The sequence below is a fragment of the Herpetosiphon gulosus genome (assembly GCF_039545135.1).
GTDB classification, from domain to species: domain Bacteria; phylum Chloroflexota; class Chloroflexia; order Chloroflexales; family Herpetosiphonaceae; genus Herpetosiphon; species Herpetosiphon gulosus.
The window spans coordinates 1-20,698 of record NZ_BAABRU010000009.1 but is presented as its reverse complement, the minus strand read 5'-3'; the positions used below and the strand labels follow the sequence as shown (position 1 = coordinate 20,698).

At 52.4% G+C, this 20,698-nt stretch carries 20 protein-coding genes and 1 rRNA gene; 16 read left to right on the top strand and 5 right to left on the bottom strand.

Features of this window, described 5'->3' with window-relative positions; genetic code table 11:
- Positions 1-3: 3 nt before the first annotated feature.
- Positions 4-546, bottom strand: a complete 543-nt coding sequence (locus ABEB26_RS13375; protein WP_345722524.1) for a hypothetical protein — start codon at positions 544-546, stop codon at positions 4-6.
- Positions 547-851: 305 nt separating this feature from the next.
- Here ABEB26_RS13375 and ABEB26_RS13370 point away from each other — a divergent pair, with 305 nt between their 5' ends.
- The 15 genes from ABEB26_RS13370 (at position 852) to ABEB26_RS13300 (ending at position 18,224) form a co-directional block, all read left to right on the top strand.
- Complete coding sequence (locus ABEB26_RS13370; RefSeq protein WP_345722523.1) at positions 852-1,838, top strand: aldo/keto reductase; 987 nt, start codon at positions 852-854, stop codon at positions 1,836-1,838.
- 462 nt (positions 1,839-2,300) lie between these two features.
- Entirely contained in the window at positions 2,301-3,095 is a 795-nt protein-coding gene (locus ABEB26_RS13365) for a 2,3-dihydro-2,3-dihydroxybenzoate dehydrogenase (protein WP_345722522.1), read from the top strand.
- A 19-nt stretch (positions 3,096-3,114) separates the two neighbouring features.
- Positions 3,115-3,972 carry a 3-deoxy-7-phosphoheptulonate synthase gene (gene aroF, locus ABEB26_RS13360; protein ID WP_345722521.1) on the top strand — a complete coding sequence of 286 codons (858 nt, stop codon included), beginning with the start codon at positions 3,115-3,117 and terminating at the stop codon, positions 3,970-3,972.
- Between the two features lie 37 nt (positions 3,973-4,009).
- The gene (gene dhbC / locus ABEB26_RS13355) at positions 4,010-5,197 is read left to right on the top strand and encodes an isochorismate synthase DhbC (RefSeq protein WP_345722520.1); all 1,188 of its coding nucleotides are present in this window, start codon (positions 4,010-4,012) and stop codon (positions 5,195-5,197) included.
- Positions 5,197-6,825, top strand: coding sequence for a (2,3-dihydroxybenzoyl)adenylate synthase (locus tag ABEB26_RS13350; protein ID WP_345722519.1), 1,629 nt, complete (start codon positions 5,197-5,199; stop codon positions 6,823-6,825). Before dhbC ends, ABEB26_RS13350 begins: the two co-directional genes overlap by 1 nt.
- An 11-nt stretch (positions 6,826-6,836) precedes the next feature.
- On the top strand, positions 6,837-7,694 hold the full coding sequence (locus ABEB26_RS13345) for an isochorismatase family protein (RefSeq protein ID WP_345722518.1): 858 nt from the start codon (positions 6,837-6,839) through the stop codon (positions 7,692-7,694).
- A complete protein-coding gene (locus ABEB26_RS13340; protein ID WP_345722517.1) occupies positions 7,687-11,928 on the top strand; it encodes an amino acid adenylation domain-containing protein in 4,242 nt (1,413 codons plus the stop codon). Before ABEB26_RS13345 ends, ABEB26_RS13340 begins: the two co-directional genes overlap by 8 nt.
- 28 nt (positions 11,929-11,956) lie before the next feature.
- On the top strand, positions 11,957-13,048 hold the full coding sequence (locus ABEB26_RS13335) for an ABC transporter substrate-binding protein (RefSeq protein ID WP_345722516.1): 1,092 nt from the start codon (positions 11,957-11,959) through the stop codon (positions 13,046-13,048).
- A gap of 206 nt (positions 13,049-13,254) precedes the next feature.
- Complete coding sequence (locus tag ABEB26_RS13330) at positions 13,255-14,265, top strand: FecCD family ABC transporter permease (RefSeq protein ID WP_345722514.1); 1,011 nt, start codon at positions 13,255-13,257, stop codon at positions 14,263-14,265.
- Between the two features lie 9 nt (positions 14,266-14,274).
- Positions 14,275-15,381 carry a FecCD family ABC transporter permease gene (locus ABEB26_RS13325; RefSeq protein WP_345722513.1) on the top strand — a complete coding sequence of 369 codons (1,107 nt, stop codon included), beginning with the start codon at positions 14,275-14,277 and terminating at the stop codon, positions 15,379-15,381.
- Entirely contained in the window at positions 15,378-16,178 is an 801-nt protein-coding gene (locus ABEB26_RS13320; protein ID WP_345722512.1) for an ABC transporter ATP-binding protein, read from the top strand. The genes ABEB26_RS13325 and ABEB26_RS13320 overlap by 4 nt, the downstream gene beginning before the upstream one ends.
- Before the next feature lie 217 nt (positions 16,179-16,395).
- Positions 16,396-16,686: a DUF2218 domain-containing protein gene (locus ABEB26_RS13315; protein ID WP_345722511.1), complete on the top strand. Its 291-nt coding sequence runs from the start codon at positions 16,396-16,398 to the stop codon at positions 16,684-16,686.
- 241 nt (positions 16,687-16,927) lie between these two features.
- A complete protein-coding gene (locus ABEB26_RS13310; protein ID WP_345722510.1) occupies positions 16,928-17,263 on the top strand; it encodes an ArsR/SmtB family transcription factor in 336 nt (111 codons plus the stop codon).
- A gap of 2 nt (positions 17,264-17,265) precedes the next feature.
- The gene (locus ABEB26_RS13305; RefSeq protein WP_345722509.1) at positions 17,266-17,775 is read left to right on the top strand and encodes an SRPBCC family protein; all 510 of its coding nucleotides are present in this window, start codon (positions 17,266-17,268) and stop codon (positions 17,773-17,775) included.
- 44 nt (positions 17,776-17,819) lie between these two features.
- Complete coding sequence (locus ABEB26_RS13300; protein ID WP_345722508.1) at positions 17,820-18,224, top strand: DoxX family protein; 405 nt, start codon at positions 17,820-17,822, stop codon at positions 18,222-18,224.
- 66 nt (positions 18,225-18,290) lie between these two features.
- Here the strand turns inward: ABEB26_RS13300 and ABEB26_RS13295 are convergent, their stop codons facing one another.
- From ABEB26_RS13295 to ABEB26_RS13280, 4 genes are read right to left on the bottom strand one after another with little or no spacing between them, the layout of a single operon-like run.
- Positions 18,291-18,674 (bottom strand): hypothetical protein, encoded by a 384-nt coding sequence (locus tag ABEB26_RS13295; RefSeq protein WP_345722507.1) that lies wholly within the window; start codon positions 18,672-18,674, stop codon positions 18,291-18,293.
- Positions 18,675-18,695: 21 nt separating this feature from the next.
- Positions 18,696-19,055, bottom strand: a complete 360-nt coding sequence (locus tag ABEB26_RS13290) for a hypothetical protein (protein ID WP_345722506.1) — start codon at positions 19,053-19,055, stop codon at positions 18,696-18,698.
- Between the two features lie 34 nt (positions 19,056-19,089).
- Positions 19,090-19,758 (bottom strand): hypothetical protein, encoded by a 669-nt coding sequence (locus tag ABEB26_RS13285; RefSeq protein ID WP_345722505.1) that lies wholly within the window; start codon positions 19,756-19,758, stop codon positions 19,090-19,092.
- Complete coding sequence (locus ABEB26_RS13280) at positions 19,728-19,964, bottom strand: hypothetical protein (protein ID WP_345722504.1); 237 nt, start codon at positions 19,962-19,964, stop codon at positions 19,728-19,730. The genes ABEB26_RS13285 and ABEB26_RS13280 overlap by 31 nt, the downstream gene beginning before the upstream one ends.
- Before the next feature lie 636 nt (positions 19,965-20,600).
- On the opposite strand from ABEB26_RS13280, the gene ABEB26_RS13275 reads away from it, so the two are divergent.
- Positions 20,601-20,698, top strand: a 16S ribosomal RNA gene (locus ABEB26_RS13275); the annotation flags it as partial.

Below are 20,698 nucleotides of genomic sequence, written 5' to 3'. Positions count from 1 at the left end.
ACCTCATTTCGCTAAAAGATGGCGCAAGCGATAGAAACAAACTGCGCCTGTGCCATTGAGTAGCAACATCCACAGTATCCAGGTTTGCCAACGATCGAGCTTGATCACGCTGAGTTGTTCGGCAAGCGCTGTGGCCATGCTCAGGTTGGCAATCAACACCAACAACAGATTGCGTTGCTGGGCATAGGCTTGAGTTTTGAGCAAATAGTTGAACAGCGCCGCAATTAACAAAATTGTCTCGCCATAGCTCATACTCACCAAACATGCCTGAATACAACTATTAATGTTGCCTCGGCTGGCGATCAATAAGGCTGGTCCAAGCACCAACCAACCAGCCCCAGAGGATAGGGTTAACCACCAAGCCGCGCCGCGTTGCGACCATTGCGGTAGCGCTTGATTGAGCGAGCCACCAAAGATCAACGAGCCGCCCACCGCTAAACCGCTATGCCACAACCAAGCGCGATACGGCCATTGTTGGAATGGTTGATTAAGCTGTTGGGTTAAGCATTGTTTGGGCTGGCGTAATTGTTGCAAAAATGTTTGCATCGAAAGCACCTCAAATCCAACTGATGCCCTAAGCTTAGACTGTCTATGTTACAAGCTCGTTACAGTCTGAAGGGCGGAAAAATTGCCTATGATCCACGAAGGCTGATGTTTAGCCACGAATTGCACGAATTTCACAAATTATTTCTTCCTCCCTTATAATTCATCCTTTCTCCTTTTTAATGCTCTGCGCCGCTTGGTTAAATGCTGCTCCCCGACAACTAGTCTCCAATGCCTAAACCCTGTACCTTCGTCCTCTCTGTTCTAGGCATGCTAAAATGGCTCATCATTACTTCTGAGGAGCTTGCATGGATTATCGTGATTTAGGTCGAACTGGTTGGCAGATTTCGACGATTGGCTTTGGGGCATGGGCGATTGGCGGCGATGCTTGGGGCAAAACCGACGATGCTACCTCGTTGGCCACAATTCACACAGCGATTGATGCTGGAGTGAATTTTATTGATACAGCTGATGTCTATGGCGATGGGCACTCCGAGCGTTTAATTGCCCAAGTGCTGCGTGAACGTCCAGGCGAGATTGTCGTAGCAACCAAAGCGGGTCGCCGCTTGAATCCACATACAGCGGCTGGCTATAATCGCCAAAACCTAACGGCTTTTGTCGAGCGTAGTTTGCGCAATTTGAACACCGAAGCCCTCGATTTGCTCCAACTGCATTGCCCGCCAACCGAAGTTTATTCAATGCCCGAAGTCTTCGAGGTGCTCGATAATTTGGTGCGGTCTGGCAAGGTACGTTACTACGGCGTGAGCGTTGAGCGCGTCGATGAGGCTTTGGCCGCAATTGAATATCCCAATGTGCAAAGCGTGCAAATCATCTTTAATCTCTTGCGCTACAAGCCGATTGAGCAATTTTTTGCGGCAGCCAAAGCCAAACGGGTTGGTATTTTGGCGCGGGTTCCGTTAGCTAGCGGCTTACTATCAGGCAAAATCACTGCTGCAACTCATTTTGAAGCCAGCGATCATCGCAACTATAACCGCCATGGCGAATCGTTTGATCAAGGCGAAACTTTCTCAGGAGTTGATTACGCCACCGGATTGCAAGCGGTTGAGGAATTACGGGCTTTAGTGCCAATCGATGCCAGCATGGCTCAATTTGCCTTGCGCTGGATTTTGATGTTCGATGCAGTGACGACGGCGATTCCTGGGGCCAAAACGCCCGAACAAATGCGAGCCAACGCCGCTGCTGCCGAGCTAACCCCGCTCGATGCCGCGACGATGGCCCAAGCCCAAGCCATTTATGATCGTCTGATTCGACCGTTGGTTCACGAGCGCTGGTAATTAGCTAGGGGTTAGGGATCAGGGGCTAGGGATTAGGGAACGTGGTGGATTATTGACATGATGTTCTTCGATCCACGAAGAGCACGAAGTTACACGAAGGCTTCTCTTTCCAGAACCTGATCCCTAGCCCTTGACTCCGAACAAGCTCTGCGTTAAAACCTGATCCCTGAACTCTAATCCACAATCCCTAAAGTTATGCTCTATGTTCTACCTGATCCCTAGCCCCTGAATCCTGACCCCTTGACCCATTAACCTACGTTTGACAAATACGAGCCTGTTGCGTATACTGCGCCTTGAATAAAAACAGTTATATCCGACTAAATTGTGTTAATGACATAATCCAATTGTTGGTGATAGATTCTGGAAGCTTTTAGCTGAACAATTGAGCTAAAACAGGCAACTGTCATCATCAGTTATCACCATTCAAACTGCAGGCAACGCCTGATCGGTTAGGGAGCGTTTGTGCAATTTTCTGAATACCCCGAACTGAAAAACCAAGTAGCCCTGGTGACAGGTGCTGCTCAAGGCATTGGAGCCGCAGTTGCCCAAGAATTATGTCGCCATGGTGTCCATGTAGTGGCGCTGGATGTTCAATCGGCTGTTTTGCAGGCGTTGCACCAACGCTTGGAAATTGGCGAAGGCCAACTCAGCACGCGCACAATCGATGTGCGTAAGGCCCAAGCAGTTGAAGCATTGGTTGACACGATCGAAAAACAGACTGGGCCGATTGGCCTGCTGGTGAATGTTGCTGGCATTTTGCGCATGGCTCCTGTAGTCGAATTAAGCGATGAAGATTGGGCGACTAGTCTCGATGTGAATGCCACGGGCGTGTTCAACCTCACGCGGGCGGTTGCTCGGCGCATGGTTCCACGCCAAGCTGGTAGCATCGTGACGGTTGGCTCGAATGCCGCTGGCGTTCCGCGCATGCAGATGGCGGCCTATGCTGCCTCGAAAGCTGCTGCGACTGCCTTGACCATGTGCTTGGGCCTTGAATTAGCCCAACATAAGATTCGCTGTAATGTCGTTTCACCTGGCTCGACCGACACCGCCATGCAACGCATGTTGTGGCACGACGAAACTGGCCCGCAACGGGTGATTGCTGGCTCATTGGAGACATTTCGCTTGGGGATTCCGTTGGGGCGAATTGCCAAGCCTGCCGATATTGCCAACGCTGTTGTTTTTTTACTCTCCGAGCGTGCTCGCCACATCACCATGCACGATTTGCGCATTGATGGCGGCGCAACGCTTGGTGCTTAGATACAAGGATCTCTCGCTCATGAGCAATGCAAACGCATCGACCAAGCCCGCGCCGTATCGACTTGCTGCTCGCACCGATGCCTACCAAACCACGATTGTGGATCTTGGCTCGGTCAAGATTGGCGGCGGCCAACCAGTCGTAATGGCTGGCCCATGTTCAGTTGAATCAGAAAGCCAATTGCTCAACACGGCCTACGCTGTGGCCGAAGCCGGAGCACATATGCTGCGCGGCGGGGCTTTCAAACCCCGCACCTCACCCTATGCCTTCCGTGGCTTGGGCGAAGCAGGCTTAAAAATTTTGGCCAAAGCTCGTGCCGAAACAGGCTTGCCAATTATTACCGAAGCGCTCAACACCGCCGATGTCGATTTGGTGGCCGAATACACTGACGTGATTCAAATTGGCGCACGCAATATGCAAAATTTTGCTTTGCTCGAAGCCGCTGGTCGCACTGGCCGCCCTGTCATGGTCAAACGTGGCCCGGCTGGCACGATTGAAGAATGGCTACTGGCCGCCGAATATGTGCTGGCTACCGGCAATCGCAACGTGATTTTATGCGAGCGCGGCATTCGTACTTTTGAAAATGCTACCCGCAACACCCTCGATTTGAATGCTGTGGCGATGGCCAAACATCGCAGCCATCTGCCAGTGATTGTTGATCCTAGCCATGGCACTGGCAAATGGTACTTGGTTGCGCCGTTGGCTTTGGCAGGCTTGGCGGTTGGCGGCGATGGCTTGATGATCGAAGTTCATCATGATCCTGACCATGCTAGCTCGGATGGCCCCCAATCGTTGAACCACGAACACTTTGCTGATTTGATGGAAAAAATCAATCAACAATACGCCCAGCCAGTCGCGCGGGAAGTGGGTCTGAATTAAGCCAACGCTGTGTAGCACGCAATTAAGGATGACGATCATGAGCAGTTTTGAACAAGAACGGCTACGCGAATCGGCGTGGCAATTGCTAGACAACTATCAAGCAGAATCGGCCTTTTTCTTTGCATCGCCCAATCATACCTTGCTGGCTCAACTGAGCTATGTTGATTTGATTAGCCAAACCGCTTTGCCTGAGCTTGAGCAACGAGTTAACGAGGCCTTGCAACGGGCTGAACGTGGTGGCGAGGTTAATCCAGTGGTGGTTGGGGCATTACCTTTTGCTCCCGATGCTGCGGCTTATTTGGCTTTGCCTTCACGTGTGGCTTGGGCTGGCCCGTTGCACGCCGAGGCGCAACCCTACTGGCATAACCAACGTTTGCCCCATTGCAACATCGAGCCAATGCCTGCGCCCGAGCACTACAAACAGGGCGTGGCGCAAGCCTTGGCCAAAATGCAGGCTGGCGATTTGCAAAAAGTTGTGCTCTCACGCTCGTTGCAATTGACCGCCGAAGCACCACTTGATGTGAATTTGATTTTGGCGAATTTGGCGCGTAATAACAAAACTGGCTACACCTTTGCTGTGCCATTGCCAACCCGCCGTGCGTTGGTTGGGGCTAGCCCTGAGTTGTTACTGGCCCGCAATGGCAATCAAGTGATCGCCAATCCCTTAGCTGGCTCGATTCCCCGCAGTGCCGACCCCGAGGAAGATGCACGGCGGGCAGCAGGTTTGCTTGTATCACCCAAAGATTTACACGAACATAAGGTTGTGGTTGATGCGGTAGCAGCAGCTTTAGCGCCATTCTGTACGAACCTCGAAGTTCCATCGCCAACCGTCATTTCCACAGCGACAATGTGGCATCTCTCGACAACCTTGATTGGCGAATTAAACGCTGATGCGCCTTCGTCTTTAGGTCTGGCATTGGCGTTGCACCCAACTCCAGCAGTGTGTGGCACGCCTACCGAGGCCGCCCGCGCCGCCATCCGTGAAATCGAACCGTTTGATCGGGGCTTTTTCACGGGCATGGTTGGTTGGTGCAACGCCCAAGGCGATGGCGAATGGATTGTGACGATTCGCTGTGCCGAAGTTGTTGATCAATCGTTGCGCTTGTTTGCTGGCGCTGGAGTGGTGCTTGGTTCGACTCCTGAAGCTGAATTGGCCGAAACTGGGGCAAAATTTCGCACGATGTTACTGGCGATGGGTATCGATAGCGAAGGCGAGGTGGCCTAATGGCTGAGCTGACGCTTGGCCTTGAGGGCACAACCGCTTGGCCCGCCGAGTTTGCCGAACGCTATCGCAAGACTGGCTATTGGGTTGATCAGACCTTTGGCGAAGCGCTGCGCGAGTGGGCGCAGCGCTCGGGCGAAGCCACCGCTGTGGTGTGTGGCGAACGCCGTTGGAGCTATCGCGAGCTTGATCAACGGGTTGATCGCTTGGCGGCGGGTTTGCAACAGCTCGGCATCCAACCAAAACAGCGCGTCGTTGTGCAATTGCCCAATTGTGCCGAATGGTTTGTGGTTTGTTTTGCGCTCTTTCGGGTTGGCGCGATTCCGTTGATGGCTCTGCCAGCCCATCGCTTGGCTGAAATTGGCTATTTTTGCCAGCACAGCGAGGCGGTAGCTTATGTGATTGCCGATAACGTTGGTAGTTTCGATTATCGCAGCTTGGCGGCTGAGATCAAAGTGGTCGCGCCAACGCTTGAACATGTGTTGGTGGTGGGTGAGGCTGGACCATTCACTGCTTTGGCTGAGATTGATGCCGAGCCAAGCGAATTTCCCACGCTTGATCCTGCCGAGGTGGCGTTGTTTCAGCTTTCGGGCGGCAGCACTGGTGTGCCCAAATTGATTGCCCGTACCCACGACGATTATTTGTACTCAGTGCGAGCCAGCGCTGAAATCTGTGAGCTGGATGCTAGTAGTGTCTATTTGTGCGTGCTGCCAATGGCTCACAACTTCCCGATGAGTTCGCCTGGAACCTTGGGAACCTTGGCGGCGGGCGGCACAGTGGTGCTTGCGCCGCAACCAAGCCCTGATGTGGCTTTTCCCTTGATTGCCCGCGAAGGCGTGACGATCACCGGAATGGTGCCGCCGCTAGCCTTGCTGTGGCTCGATGCTGCGGCTAATCGTAAGGCCGAGTTAACCAGCCTCAAGCAGATTTTGGTCGGTGGTGCGTCCTTTGGTGCCGATACCGCCCACCGTGTACAGCCTGAGCTTGGCTGCCAATTGCAACAAGTCTATGGCATGGCTGAGGGTTTGGTTAATTACACGCGGCTTGATGATCCGGCTGAGTTGATTTGCACCACCCAAGGCCGCCCAATTTCGCCTTTGGATGAAGTGCGAATTGTTGATGATGAAGATAAAGATTTGCCACTGGGTGAGCTTGGCCACCTAATTACCCGGGGCCCCTACACGATTCGCGGCTATTATCGCGCTGCGGAACATAATCAACGGGCTTTTACCAGCGACGGTTTTTATCGTACTGGCGATCTGGCACGACTGAACGCCGCTGGCTATGTTTCAGTCGAAGGCCGCGCCAAAGATCAAATCAATCGTGGTGGCGAAAAAGTCGCCGCCGAAGAAATCGAGCAACATCTGCTCAATCACCCAGCGATTCACGATGTGGCACTGGTGGGTTTGCCTGATCGATTTTTAGGCGAACGTACTTGTGCGGTGATTGTCAGCAACGGCGTGAATATCAACCGCCGCGAGGTGGTGCAATTTTTGCGCAGCCGTGGGCTTGCCGAATACAAATTGCCAGATCGGGTCGAAATCGTCGCGAGTTTGCCCAAAACTGGGGTTGGCAAGATCAACAAACGGCTGTTACGTGAGCAATTAAGTGCTGGTCGTGTGCCAGCCTAGAAGGATAAATTATGGCGTTACCATCAATTGCGGCTTATGCAATTCCAACTGAATTACCAACCAACCGCGCCACTTGGGCGGCTGAGCCACAGCGCGTAGCCTTGTTAATTCACGATTTGCAAAATTATTTTATCGATGCTTTTCCTGCTGGCGAAGAGCCAATTAGCAGCGTGTTGCGTTCGATTGCCAGCTTGCGTGATCACGCTCATGCCTTGGGCATTCCGGTGTTTTATTCGGCCCAACCAGGCGACCAAGCGCCCGAAGATCGGGGTTTGTTGAGCACATTTTGGGGTAAAGGCTTGAGCACTGGCACGCCACCGGAGATTGTCGCGCCGCTTGCGCCGAGGGCTGGCGATCAAGTAATTACCAAATGGCGCTATAGCGCATTTCAACGCACGCCGTTGCGCGAATTGTTGCGTGAAGCAGGCCGCGATCAACTAATTGTCTGTGGGGTTTATGCCCATCTTGGCTGTTTGTTGACCGCTTGCGATGCCTTTATGCAAGATATTCAGCCATTCTTTGTGGCCGATGCTGTCGCCGATTTCACGCTTGACGAGCATCGCATGGCCTTGCACTATGCCGCTGGCCGTTGCGCTGTGGTCACTACGACCGAGCAATTGGTCCGCGAATTGGGCTACAACCAATTACGCAGCGAGTTGCACGATTTGCTCGATGATGTTGAAAGCATCGGTGCTGATGATAACTTGCTCGATTGGGGCTTGGATTCAGTGCGCTTGATGACCTTGGCCGAGCGCTGGCGGGCAGCAGGCTGCGAGGTTGGCTTTGCCGAATTGGCCGAAACCCCAACCTTGGCCGAATGGTGGCAACGTCGCTTTGCCACGCCACTCCTGGAGCAAGCTCATGGCTAAGCTGGCGCTATCGGCGGCACAACATGGCATTTGGCTGGGTCAACAGCTCGATCCGAGTAGTCCGCTGTATAACACAGCCGAATATGTGACCTTGCGCGGTGTGGTTGAGCTTGCTAACTTGACCGCTGCGATTGAGCAGGCCTTTGCTGAAGCCGCAACCCTGCATTTGCGCTTTGGGCTTGAGCATGATCAGCCGTATGCGTTGGTTGAGCCACAGCCAATCAACCCGACCGTGCATGATTTACGCGATTTGCCTGATGCTGAAGCTCGTGCTTTGGCTTGGATGCAGCACGATTTGGGCAATGTGATTGATCTGGCGACTGGCCCGTTGTTCAACACAGCCATTTTGCAAATTGCCGACGATCAGGTGTGGTGGTATTTGCGGGCGCATCATATCGCCTTAGATGGCTATAGTTTTGCCTTGCTCACCAAGCGGGTCGCCGAAATTTACTCAGCCTTACAAATCAAAGCCACGCCAAGCCCAAGCTTTGGCGATTTAGCTCCAGTGATTGCCGAAGATCAAGCGTATCAAGCCTCGATTCAAGCCACGCTGGATCGCGAGTTTTGGCTCAATCGCTTTGCTGCTAACCCACAAGTCGTCAGCCTGACCGAGCAAACTGGCTTATCGCAGCCACGGAGCATTCGTTTGAGCACGGCGTTAGCGAGTGATTTGATCGAGCAATTAACCGCGATTGCCAAGCCTACTCGTAGTACATGGCCTGATGTTTTGATGGCGGTGGTGGCAGCTTACTTGGCTCGCTGGAACAACAGCCAGAGCGTAGTCTTGGGCATGCCCTTGATGAGCCGCTTGGGTTCGGTGGCGTTGCGTGTGCCGTGTATGGCCATGAATATTGTGCCGCTATGCCTCAAGGTTTCCGCTGATCACGATTTAGCGCAATTAACTGCTGTGGTAGCCGCCGAACGCAATGCCTTCCGCAAGCATGGCCGCTATCGCTACGAACAGTTGCGCCGCGATTTGGGCTTTGTTGGCGCTGGACGACGCTTATTTGGGCCGGTCGTCAACATTATGCCCTTCGATCATCCATTGAATTTCGGCGATTGCCAAGCCCAAAGCACAACGCTTACCGCTGGCCCAGTCGAAGATTTGGCTTTCAACGTGATTTTGCGTGGCAACCAACTCTATCTGACGCTTGAGGCCAATCCGGCTTGCTATGGCCAAGCAGCGCTTGAATATCATTTTGCAGCGATTCAACACCTATTAAATGGATGGCTGGCAAATCCAAGCATACCTGTGGCTGAGCAACAGGTTTTGCCAGCGCCGCTTGTGCTTGATGGTGGCGAGTTGCGCTTGCCACTCACCAGCGTGATCGAGCAAATTTTAGATAATGCTAAGGAGCAACCGCATGCCTTGGCTTTGGTTACCGACACTGAGCAACTGAGCTATGCCGAGTTGGCGAGCCACGTCCATGCGTGGGCTGGCCAATTGGTGCAGCGCGGGGTAACTGCTGGCAGCGTGGTTGGGGTGGCCTTACCGCGTAGCCGTGAGGCGATTGTCGCGATCTTGGCGACGCTCTGTTGTGGGGCGGCCTATCTGCCACTCGACCCACAATGGCCACAAAGCCGCTTGGCGAGTGTTGTGGCTCAAGCCCAACCAGCCTTGGTTTTGGCCCAACAAGCCCTTGATCTGCCTAATTTGCTGTTGGTCGAGCAGCTTGGTAAATCGAATGCATGGTTCGAGGCACGGGTCGATTTGGCCCAACCTGCCTACATCATGTATACCTCTGGTTCAACTGGCGAGCCAAAAGGCGTGGTGATTAGCCATCAAGCCTTGGCGGGTTTTGTACAGTCAGCGGCTGAGCGTTACGCAATAACTGAGGCTGATCGGGTGCTGCAATTTGCGCCATTCGCTTTTGATGCCAGCGTTGAAGAGATTTTCGTGACGCTCTGCCAAGGTGCGACCTTGGTGCTGCGCAACGATGCCATGCTCGAATCATTACAGCGCTTTGTGTCCGCCTGCCAAACGCATGCGATTAGTGTGCTCGATTTGCCCACCGCCTTTTGGCATGAATTGGCCGATAGTGTGGCCCAAGGCGCGGTGCAGTTGCCCGAATGCTTGCGGGTGGTGATCATCGGTGGCGAGGCGGCTCTGCCAGAGCGGGTTCAAGGCTGGTTAAACGCGGTTGCGCCGAATGTGCGTTTGTTTAACACCTATGGCCCAACCGAGGCGACTGTGGTGGCAACCGTGGCCGAATTGAGCGACCCCAACCAACTAATTACGATTGGCCGACCATTGGCTGGCGTACAAGCAGCTATTTTGGGTAGCGACCAGCAACCGATTTTTGCAGGCGATGTTGGCGATTTGTATTTGCTGGGCAATGGTTTGGCAATGGGTTATTATCAACGTCCCGATTTGGATGCGCTGAATTTTAGCCAACTCAGCCAATTGCCGCATGCTCCCCGCGCCTATCGCACAGGCGATCGGGTGCACTTGCTTGAGGGGCAGTTACAGTTTGTGGGCCGCAGCGACGACGAATTCAAAATTAGCGGCCAGCGCGTTACGCCCGCCGAAATTGAATCGGTCTTTTTGCGGCATACGGCGGTACGCGAAGTAGCGGTAATTGGCCAGCAGCTTGGCAATGCTAGCAAGCGCTTGTTTGCAGCGGTTGTTGTCAGCGATGCCAGTTTGAGCGTGGCTGAATTGCGTAATCACGCTAGCCAACATTTGCCAGCAGCGGTAATTCCGGCAGCGATCACGATTGTTGAACGCTTGCCGCGCAGTAGTGCAGGCAAGATCGATCGCAAAGCGGTGGCGGCCTTAGCACCAGCGCCAGTTGTGGTGAATACCGCAGCCAACGATATACCAGCATTAATTCGCCAAGTTTGGGCCGAAGTACTGGGCCAAACCGAATTCAACGACGAAGCCGATTTCTTTGCTTTGGGCGGTCAATCGCTGCAAACCATTCAGGTTGCTAATCGTTTGGGTATGGCCTTGGGCCGCGAAGTAACTGCTGCCTTGATCTTCCGCTATCCCACGATTGCAAGCCTGAGCCAGGCGCTTGACCCTGAATTTGAGCAGGCAATCGAGGCCGCGCTGCAATTTGTGAGCGATGCCAATTTGTCCGAGCAGATTGTTCCTAAGCAACTGAATGCCCAGCCACGACCAATCCAAACGGTGTTGTTGACTGGGGCAACTGGCTTTGTCGGGGCGCATCTGTTGGCCGAATTGCTTAATACAACCACGGTCAACGTTATTTGTTTGGTGCGGGCTGGATCGGATGTGGCAGCATTTGAGCGTTTGCAAGCAAGTTTGCACCACTACGAATTAGCGACCGAGCAGCTTGCCGAGCGGGTTGATGCCTGGCAGGGCGATTTAGCTCAGTCCCAATTTGGGCTTGACGATCAGCAATGGCAAAGCTTGATCGAACGCTGCGATTTGATTTATCACAATGCTGCGATGGTCAGCGTGGTACGCGAATATAGCAGCTTGCGGGTGGTCAACGTCAACGCCACCCGCGAAATGCTACGTTTGGCAGCAGTGCGTTGCACCCCAGTGCATTACGTTTCAACCTTGGCAGTTTCGCCACCGCAAAGCGTAATGCACCGCGTGCCCGAAGATTTTGTGGCAGCGCATGCTGGCCTTCGCGATGGCTACAGCCAAAGCAAATGGGTCGCCGAACGCTTGCTCGAACAAGCGGCCACCCGTGGTTTACCCGTTGCCGTCTATCGTTTGGGGCGGGTGGTTGGCCCAATTCAAAGCAATTTTGTCAATCAAGATGATTTATTCTGGCGGATTGTCCAAGCAGGTGTGCCGCGTGGCTTGCTGCCTAGCCTGCCTGTCGAGGAAATCTGGAATCCAGTTGATTTTGCTGCACAGACAATCGTGCAATTTAGCCGTAACCATCGCGGGGTGAGAGTTTATAATCTTGCACCCAGCAAGCCAATCAGTTTTGCTCAACTTTTGGGCTGGGTTGGCGAGTATGGCTATGCCGTGCAATTGTGCAGAGTTGAGCAATGGTATCAAGCGTTGCGCAACGCCGACGATGCGATGAGTCAGGCAACGCTGACCTTCTTCGAGCGGCAGGCTGATGGCGGGGAACTGCCCAACGCAATTGGTACGATTGAAAACAAACGCTTGCTGCAAACGCTGGCAGCGCATGGCATTGCCGTGCCTGTGATCGATCGCGAGCGCTTCTTTGGCTATCTTGAGCGGTGTATTCGAACGGGTTTATTGCCCGCGCCCGATTTACGCCAGACTAGTATTGGTATTCGCTAAGTTTTTAGCATACAAAGGATTTTCACCAATGACATCCCTTTCAATCCGTTTTCGTTCATTATTGGCCCTACTTGCTCTTGTGACTTTGGCTGCTTGTGGCTCGACCACGGCTTCAACTGCCACCACTGCACCTGCGGCCACCGAGGCTTCAGCAGCAACCATTCCTCCTGCGGGAAGCGAAGTGCCAGCGCAAACTGAAGTGCCAGCCGCAACTGAAGCGCCAACCGCTGAAGCGCCAACCGCCGAAGCAACTACAGAAACCAGTGCTAGCGGCACGCGTAGCATTGAAACCCGCTATGGCACGGTCGAAGTGCCAGCAACTCCTGCTCGGTTGGTGACGCTTGATGAAGGTGCGTTGGATACGGCTGTGGCCTTGGGTATTATCCCAGTTGGTGGCATTAGCTCACGCTTGAGCGAAGGCGTTGCTCCCTACATCGCCGATAAAGTGCCTGGAATTGCGATTGTCGGTAACCCTGGCGAAATCAATTTCGAAGCAGTGATTGCGGCAACCCCCGACTTGATTTTGACCCACAACCGGATCGACGAAGAAACCTACAAAAAATTGAGCGCGATTGCTCCAACCATCGTGCCAACCAACGGTATTGGCGCTTGGAAAGATGCCGCTGGCGAATATGCCGCAGCTTTGGGCAAAACCAGCGAACTCGAAGCATGGTTGAAAGAGTTCGATGCTAAAGTTGCTGATGCCAAAACCAAATTGGCAATCAAAGAAGGCACAACTGGCGCAGTTATCCGTTGGATGCCTCAAGGCCCATTGGTGATGGGTCGTTTGTTGCCAGCGGTTGTCTTGATCGAAGAATTGGGCTTGGACTTGCCTCAAGTGGCGATCGATTTGGGCACTGATGCACCACACACCGATGTTTTGAGCTTGGAACAATTGGCAACCGTTGATACCGATTGGTTGTTTGTGGCCACGTTCAATGCTGAAGGCGATGGCGCTTTGGCAAGCGCTCGCGAACAAGCTGCATTTGGCCAATTGAAAGCTGAAAAATCCAAGCAAGTTGTGGCCGTTAGCGCTCAACTTTGGAGCAGCGCATTTGGTCCATTGGCCGCCGATGCCATCTTGAGCGATATTGTCGCTGGCGTTCCTGCTGCACAATAATCGAGGGATCAAGGGCTAGGGATCGGGGGTTAGGGAACTGCGAAGTCCATTGTATGCCCTCACCCCCTGTCCCCCTCTCCCGCATGCGAGGCTAGGGGGATAAACCAAAAGCCCCTCGCCCGCCGCAGTGGGAGAGGGGTTGGGGTGAGGGGCGTTAAAACCTACCCTTGAACTGCCCCCAATTAAAACATTCTTGGGAAATGATTATGGCTACGACTTTGCTCTCGCGACGCATGCTGATTGGAGTGCTGGCAGCCTTTGGCTTGCTGGCCATTGTTGTTTTATTGAGCCTTGGAGTTGGCTCGGATAATGCAATTGGCTTGGCCCAAGTATTTGCCGTGCTCCAAGGCGCTGGCGATGATCAAGCCCGTTTGACGGTGCTCGATTTGCGCGTACCACGCACGATTATCGGCATGTTGGTCGGCGTGGCACTTGGCTCGGCTGGTGCATTATTGCAGGCTGCTGCCCGTAATCCCTTGGCTGAACCAGGCTTGTTGGGGGTAAGTGCAGGCTCGGCGACTGCAGTAGTCGTATCGATTGCCCTCGGAGCCAGCCTGAATAATTTACAAGTTGGCGTTGCCATTTTTGGGGCGTTGGTTGGCTGTACCATCGCGCTCGGGGTTGCCCGCATGAGTGGCCTCGGCGATGATCCAATTCGCTTGGTGCTGGCGGGCGCAGCCTTGAGCAGCATGCTCGCTGCGGTTTCCTCAGTGATTCTGCTGACCGATCAACGCACCGCCGACGAAGTGCGCTTTTGGACGATTGGCGCAATTGCTGGGCGTAATTTGAGCAGCATTACCCCAGCACTTCCCGTTTTATTGGTGGGTTTGGCGGTTGCCTTGCTGCTTGCTCGGCCATTGGCGGCCTTGGCACTGGGCGAAAAAGTTGCTAGTGGCCTTGGTCAACGCCCCAAATTGGTTCGCACTGGCGTGATGATCAGTGTCGCCTTACTGGTTGGTTCAGCCACGGCGATGGCTGGGCCGATTGGCTTTGTTGGGCTGGTGGTGCCGATTGCGGCCCGCGCGATGGTTGGGCCTGATATTCGGCGAGCTTTAATATTGGCGGTGCTGCTTGGCCCGAGTTTTGTGCTGTTGGCTGATGTACTTTCGCGGATTGTTGCGCGGCCAACCGAAACCCCGCTAGGTGTAATTTCAGCATTAATTGGTGCGCCGATTTTGGTGTTGATTGTGCGCAGCCAACGCTTACCAGCGCTCTAGGAGAATGGCATGGATCGACTTTCGCTGAACCCAACCACGAGTGCTGCTCACGAGCTAAACCTACCTTCGTCATTTACCGGCCAACCAACTGGCTTGTGGTTGTTGCGCTTTGGCCGTTTGAGCCTGCTGTTGGATCGACGGGCCTGGTTGGCAAGTTTGCTCTTGCTGATTGCGACCGTGGTCTTGGTTGGTTTGAGCCTTGGCAGTGGCACGGTCAAAATCGCCCCACTTGATGCCTTGGCAGCCTTGTTTAATCAAGGCGAGACTAAAAATATCTTTATTGTGCGCGATTTACGGCTGACACGGGTTTTGGCTGGGGGCATGGCTGGGGCTGCTTTAGGCATGGCTGGCTGTTTATTACAAACGCTCAGTCGCAATCGGTTGGCCAACCCCGATACGATTGGGATCGATAATGCTGCGACGGCCTTTGCGGTTGCTTCGGTTGTGGGGGTTAGCACAACTCTCGTGCCTTCAGGTATGGCCTTAATCGGCGCAATTACCATGCTTTCCTTAACCTTTGCCTTGAGTGGTGGAGCTGGCACCCGCGGCTATCGTTTCTTAATCACTGGGCTGGGCTTGGGCGCAATTTGTGGAGCTGCCACCAATTTGATGCTAGCGCGTGCCCCAATCGATGCTGCCAACGATGCTTTTCCTTGGACAATTGGGAGCTTGAATGATCGTTCAGGAATTACCGTAAGCTTGCTGGCCTGGGGCGTGGTGGTCTTGTTACCGCTCGCTTCGATTGTTGGCAAACGCCTAAATTTAGTGCGGTTGCCTGATGCAGTTGCCCAAAGCTTGGGGGTGCGGGTTACTCGGTTGCGCTTCTTCACGATTTTGTTGGCGGGAAGTTTGACAGGGCTTGCGGTTGCCGTCGCTGGTCCGGTTGGCATGATTGGCTTGGCAGCACCCGAGTTGGGTCGGCGCTTGGCTGGCCCGCGCACCGTGCCAATTGTGCCTTCGGCCTTGGCTGGCGCATGCTTTACCATGTTGGCCGATTTGCTTGGGCGCACCGTATTCAGCCCAACTGAAATTCCGGTCGGCATCGTGACAGCCTTAGTTGGCGGTCCTTACTTATTATGGTTCCTGTTGCGAACCCCTAGAGGCAAACAATTATGAGCGTTTCTCCCCCAGCGGCGTTGCAGACCCAAAATTTGGTCTTGGGCTACCAACGTACCACAATTATTGATCAGCTGAATGCCTCAATTCCTCATGGCCAGGTTACGGCGATTATCGGCCCAAACGGCTGTGGTAAATCAACTTTGCTGGCGGGTTTGGCTAAATTGCATCCGGCCAAGCAAGGCCAAATTTTGCTCGATGGGCAGGATATTGCGCGTCTTTCGCCGCGTGAGATGGCCCAAGCCTTGGCTTTGTTACCCCAAGATGGCGTTGCTCCTGACGGCATGACCGTGGCCGATTTGGTGCGTTTTGGCCGCCATCCGCATACTGGCCTGTTGCGTCAGTGGTCAAAAGAAGACCAACAGGCGGTGGTGACGGCAATTGCTACTGCCGACTTGATGGCGATGGCTGATCGACCGCTGACGACGCTTTCAGGCGGCCAACGCCAACGCGCTTGGATCGCCATGGCACTAGCCCAATCAACCCCATTGTTGTTGCTCGATGAGCCGACCGCCGCGCTTGATCTTGGGCATCAAATTGAGGTGTTTGAGCTGATTCGCCAATTGGCGGCTGAGGGCAAAACAGTGGTAATGGTGGTGCATGATTTGGCCAGTGCTTGTCGCTACGCCGATCATCTGATTGCCATGTGTGCTGGCTCGATCATCGCTGCCGGTGCGCCAAACGTCGTGGTTACCCCCGAATTAATTCATCAACTCTATGGTGTCCATTGTCGGTTAATCCCTGATCCCATTAGTGGCACACCGATTATTGTTGGGGTACAGAAAAGTCAGAAGTGAGAGTAGGACTCAGGATTCAGGGATGAGGGATTAGGTTTTAACGCAGCGGCGCAGAGCGAATTTATGAGGTCAGGGGCCAGCGATTAGGGATCAGATATTGATCCTTGGGCGAGATAATTCAACTCTGACCCCTAGACCCTGAATCCTGACCCCTCGTATGGCTTCGTGTCCTTCGTGTCCTTCGTGGATCAATTAACTAATACATAAGGAGCATTCCATGCAATCACAGGCAACTATTCCGACCGCGCTTGGTTCGAGCTATATCAAAAAATTGTGTAAGCACTATGCTCACAAAATCAAGGTTGAATATGACGATCAACAAGGCATGGCCTATTTTGCAATGGGCACATGTGCTATGCAAGCCGAAGCTGAACGCTTGATTTTTGTGATTGAGGCGGCAACCAGCGAGGCTGTCGCAACGATCCAACATATTATGGATGAACACTTTGAGCAATTTGCCTTCCGCGAAAAACTCAAAATCGAATGGCAAACAGCCGTAGCTGAGTAAAGTAAAAGGATAAAAGATGAATTATGGGGGATGCAAGTAAAAATTAGAGTCGAATGTATAGCGTCAATGAGTTATCAGCGTTGGGCGATTGGGAACATCGGATGATATTTCAATCGCTCAGCGCTTCTTTGTGGTTAAAACTCGCCCCTTATCCCTGAATCCTGACCCCTTGATCGATATTGGTCGCCAAAAATAGCAAATTCGTTCTTGATATATTCCCATATTGGTATATAATAACTCTATGGCACGTGCAGCAACAACAACCGATGTTTTCAATGCGATCGCAGAACCTGGTCGGCGGCAAATTCTTGATCTCTTAGTTCATGGCGAATTATCAGTTAATGAGCTGGTGGAGCAGCTTGGGCTGGCTCAGCCGCAGGTTTCCAAACGACTTCATGTATTGCGTGAAGTTGGGTTGGTATTGGTGCGTGATGATGGTCGGCAACGCTACTACCGATTGAATGGTCGCGCCCTCAAACCAATTCACGACTGGATTCGCCGCTATGAACAAATGTGGAATGAGCGGTTTGATGCTTTGGATGAATTGCTCGAAGAACTGAATCATGAGGAGGATTAACCATGGCAACCTTGGTAAATAAGCATTCGGCAGTCGTAACGCTCCCAATCGACACCCAAATTCAAATTAATCGTGATTTTAATGTGCCTAAAGAGTTGGTGTATCGCGCTTGGACGACTCCTGAGTTGGTCAAACGTTGGTGGTCGGCGGGTCATGGCACAGTCACAATTGCCGATATTGATCTACAGGTTGGTGGAATGTGGCGTTGGGTAACTGTGACGGAAACGGGTTTTGAGGTGGCGTTTCATGGGGTTTATCAGCAGCTCACTGCTAATGAGTTGATTGTTTGTACCGAAGTCTACGAAGCCATGCCCGATGGTGAAGCACTTAATACAATAACCTTTAGCGAACGTGATGGTGGTTCAAGTTTAACCTTGCTGGTGCAACATAGCTGTCAAGAGCATCGCGATGGCCATGTCAATTCGGGCATGGAATCGGGTATGCAAACGGCGCTCGATATGCTGGAAAGCATTGCCTTGGAGCTACTTGAGGCAGCAGCAATCAAGGCCTAAATTTAGGGTTGATCAAACCATGCATTAGCGAAAGGATGAGATTGATGGCAACTGTGATGAGCGCTCCATCAAAGCCAATCGTGTGGGCAAGCCGGATTTTGCGGGGTTTGGCAGCGGCGTTTCTGCTGTTTGATGGCAGTTTCAAGCTGTTTAATCCTGCGCCTGTGGCTAAATCGTTTGCGGCGCTGGGCTACCCCGATGGAATTGCTTTGAGCTTAGGGATTTTGTTGCTGGTTTGTACAGTTTTGGCGATTATTCCGCGCACGGCAATTTTGGGAACAGTGCTACTGACGGGTTATTTTGGTGGGGCTATCGCCAGTCATGTGCGCGTGGGCGACCCGCTCTTTTCGCTGGTGTTTCCGCTGATTCTTGGTGGCATGCTGTGGGGTGGTTTGTATCTGAGCGATACGCGGCTGCGAGCGGTCTTCCCATTGCGAGAACACGATTAATCGTGGATTGAGTTGAAATGCTTGATTGGGCTGCCCTTTTTTCTTGGATTGAGGGTAGCCCAACTTTTAATCATCAAGGTATTCAGTTTGATAGGCATCGAGCCAAAACTTAAGTATGCTATAAAACTGATTCTGATCGAGTGGGAACTGCTGATCGATAATTGCCAAAAGATGAAATACAAAATTAACCCGTTGATGATGTTGATATTCATCATAGTCAACATAGTTAAAACAAAGCTTAATGGTTAAGTTCTTGTGCGTCAGCCTAACGCAATCAATGCCAACTAATCCCAACTCCGGAGCGGCAGCGTAAGGACGGTCAAGAATTGCTAGCAGGGTTTTTAGTACAGTATGGGTTTGACTGACGATCAAACTGGGCTCAAAATCAATGCAAGCCTGAAGTATGTAATATTGATCGGTGAGATCAGCGCTAAGAAACGTTTGAAACATGCGTGCCCTTTCATAATAGATTTAGGGCAGTTGCCCGCAAAGTAATGAGCGAATTGGCAAAGCGCGGTGTTGATAACTAAATCCAATCAGATACTGATCCTCTTTGACACTCTCTTGGGCTGCCAAACAGGCTGCTGCTAGATCATTAGTTTGTTGATACATTGGCATTAATGCTGCTGTCCACTGGCGATAATCACCATCGTTTTGTTGCGCTTGGTCATACAGCATTTCGGCAGTTGCCGTATCGCCAGCTACTAAGGCTGTATACATTGCTTGAAAGCGGGCGATTGTAATAGTTAATTGCAGATTGCTGCCCTCGATGCCAATGGCGGGGAGCGGTGGCTGGGCATTAATCGCCGAACTGAATAATTGCCGAGCCAAATCAGGCTTGTCATCGGCTAGCGCAGTAAAACCATCAATCAATTGCCAATATGGGTGTTGCGAAACAACTGGAATCAGGTGTGATTGAATTAAGGGTATAGCGCGATCCATCCCATTGATAAATCTCGGTTTGTTTGCGTTGCATGCCCGCGCCATCTGAACCAATTTTGCCCCGATCCACAATCAATTCGATTGTGCCATCAGCGGTTAGGTCGCTCCAGAGCACTGTTGGATTGGCTGCGTTCAGCTCCAAAATAGAGTTAAGCGTTGTTGCTTGCCATTGTAAAATGTTGATAGTCTGAGAGCAGGTATGAGCGCCGCAAGCCACGGCACTCATCACAATTTCGACATTGCCATCAGCGGTAAGATCGCGCACTAGCCAAATCCGATAGTCGTTGGGGTAATCACTTACGAGTTTCCACATTGGCTGATACATCCCATTACTATCAGGTGTTAGTAGGATCAAGATGGCTGGATGATTTGTCGGTAACGTGATGAGAATTTCAGCTTGCCCATCACGATTAAAATCAAATTTGCGATAATATTCGCCCTCAGGCTGCTGAATGATGGTTTGGTTGCTGGAGGTTGTCCATAGCTCCAATACCTCACCCAAATGCTCATAATTAGTTGGCTGGGCATTGACAAAATCGGTCAACAAATCGATATACGCAGTTACTGAGATCGGATTGGTGGCAAAGGCCAATCGCTAGGAATCGGTGTTGCTGTTACTGTTGGCAGTGCTTGACTGACAAAGGGTGTTGTCGTTGGCCAAGCAGTTGGGTATATTCGTGCGGTTGGTTGGCTTGTTGGAGTTGTGCTTGGTAGCACTATTTGGTTAGATGTACAACCTGTGAGCATGCCAAACAGCAATGCTATTCCCCAAAGCGCTTTGCTTAATCGCTGTTTCATTGATCATTACTCTCCTTCAAAATTTCTCAATCGCCGTAGTAACCCAATTATAAAGGCAAAAGAGTAGGGACTAGGATTCAGAGGTCAGGGATCAGGAGGGGCTGCGGGAATGGAGGTAGGCACGTTAGGAACAGCAGCATAATCATCAACAGCTGTGTCAATCGGTGGCTGAAATACTAAGCATTCGTGTCATTTGGGTAATGCGTGGCCTTCGCGGTTTCGGCTAGCTTCGTGGGATTTGACAAGGGTCTTAATCTGCGGTAGAATCCCCGAGCTGTCAACGCATGCCTGGTTTCGCCAGTCACGACACACCAACCTGCTGCACTCACCCACACACGCTAATTTGACAAAAACTGGCGATGGTGGTAGAATCCACAGGCTGTTGACCGACAGCACGATGTTTGCTCAACATCACACATTTGACGAAAATGCTCCGCTTTCCTGCTTCAATCGCAGCGGCGGATTTTTTATCGCCAAAATCGCACCTTTCCAACTGATGGGTGCTGCGTCCGCAGCACATTCCATGCATCATAGTTTTTGTTTTTTGTCACCGTCACGCTTTGGTAGGGATCTACCAAGCAGAGCCACCGTTCTCCGGCTCATTAATCAAGGAGAACACGCAGTGACCACGGTCACTTGTCGGCGAGTTTGATCCTGGCTCAGGACGAACGCTGGCGGCGTGCCTAATGCATGCAAGTCGAACGCATTCTTCGGAATGAGTGGCGCACGGCTGA

What these genes read in the sequence shown, in the direction of transcription:
- ABEB26_RS13325 (WP_345722513.1), top strand. Translation starts at nt 14,275, where the DNA reads ATGGATCGACTTTCGCTGAACCCAACCACGAGTGCTGCTCACGAGCTA.
- ABEB26_RS13320 (WP_345722512.1), top strand. Translation starts at nt 15,378, where the DNA reads ATGAGCGTTTCTCCCCCAGCGGCGTTGCAGACCCAAAATTTGGTCTTG.
- ABEB26_RS13295 (WP_345722507.1), bottom strand. Translation starts at nt 18,674, where the DNA reads ATGTTTCAAACGTTTCTTAGCGCTGATCTCACCGATCAATATTACATA.
- ABEB26_RS13350 (WP_345722519.1), top strand. Translation starts at nt 5,197, where the DNA reads ATGGCTGAGCTGACGCTTGGCCTTGAGGGCACAACCGCTTGGCCCGCC.
- dhbC (WP_345722520.1), top strand. Translation starts at nt 4,010, where the DNA reads ATGAGCAGTTTTGAACAAGAACGGCTACGCGAATCGGCGTGGCAATTG.
- ABEB26_RS13375 (WP_345722524.1), bottom strand. Translation starts at nt 546, where the DNA reads ATGCAAACATTTTTGCAACAATTACGCCAGCCCAAACAATGCTTAACC.
- ABEB26_RS13335 (WP_345722516.1), top strand. Translation starts at nt 11,957, where the DNA reads ATGACATCCCTTTCAATCCGTTTTCGTTCATTATTGGCCCTACTTGCT.
- aroF (WP_345722521.1), top strand. Translation starts at nt 3,115, where the DNA reads ATGAGCAATGCAAACGCATCGACCAAGCCCGCGCCGTATCGACTTGCT.
- ABEB26_RS13300 (WP_345722508.1), top strand. Translation starts at nt 17,820, where the DNA reads ATGGCAACTGTGATGAGCGCTCCATCAAAGCCAATCGTGTGGGCAAGC.
- ABEB26_RS13345 (WP_345722518.1), top strand. Translation starts at nt 6,837, where the DNA reads ATGGCGTTACCATCAATTGCGGCTTATGCAATTCCAACTGAATTACCA.
- ABEB26_RS13330 (WP_345722514.1), top strand. Translation starts at nt 13,255, where the DNA reads ATGGCTACGACTTTGCTCTCGCGACGCATGCTGATTGGAGTGCTGGCA.
- ABEB26_RS13310 (WP_345722510.1), top strand. Translation starts at nt 16,928, where the DNA reads ATGGCACGTGCAGCAACAACAACCGATGTTTTCAATGCGATCGCAGAA.
- ABEB26_RS13370 (WP_345722523.1), top strand. Translation starts at nt 852, where the DNA reads ATGGATTATCGTGATTTAGGTCGAACTGGTTGGCAGATTTCGACGATT.
- ABEB26_RS13340 (WP_345722517.1), top strand. Translation starts at nt 7,687, where the DNA reads ATGGCTAAGCTGGCGCTATCGGCGGCACAACATGGCATTTGGCTGGGT.
- ABEB26_RS13280 (WP_345722504.1), bottom strand. Translation starts at nt 19,964, where the DNA reads ATGAAACAGCGATTAAGCAAAGCGCTTTGGGGAATAGCATTGCTGTTT.
- ABEB26_RS13315 (WP_345722511.1), top strand. Translation starts at nt 16,396, where the DNA reads ATGCAATCACAGGCAACTATTCCGACCGCGCTTGGTTCGAGCTATATC.
- ABEB26_RS13305 (WP_345722509.1), top strand. Translation starts at nt 17,266, where the DNA reads ATGGCAACCTTGGTAAATAAGCATTCGGCAGTCGTAACGCTCCCAATC.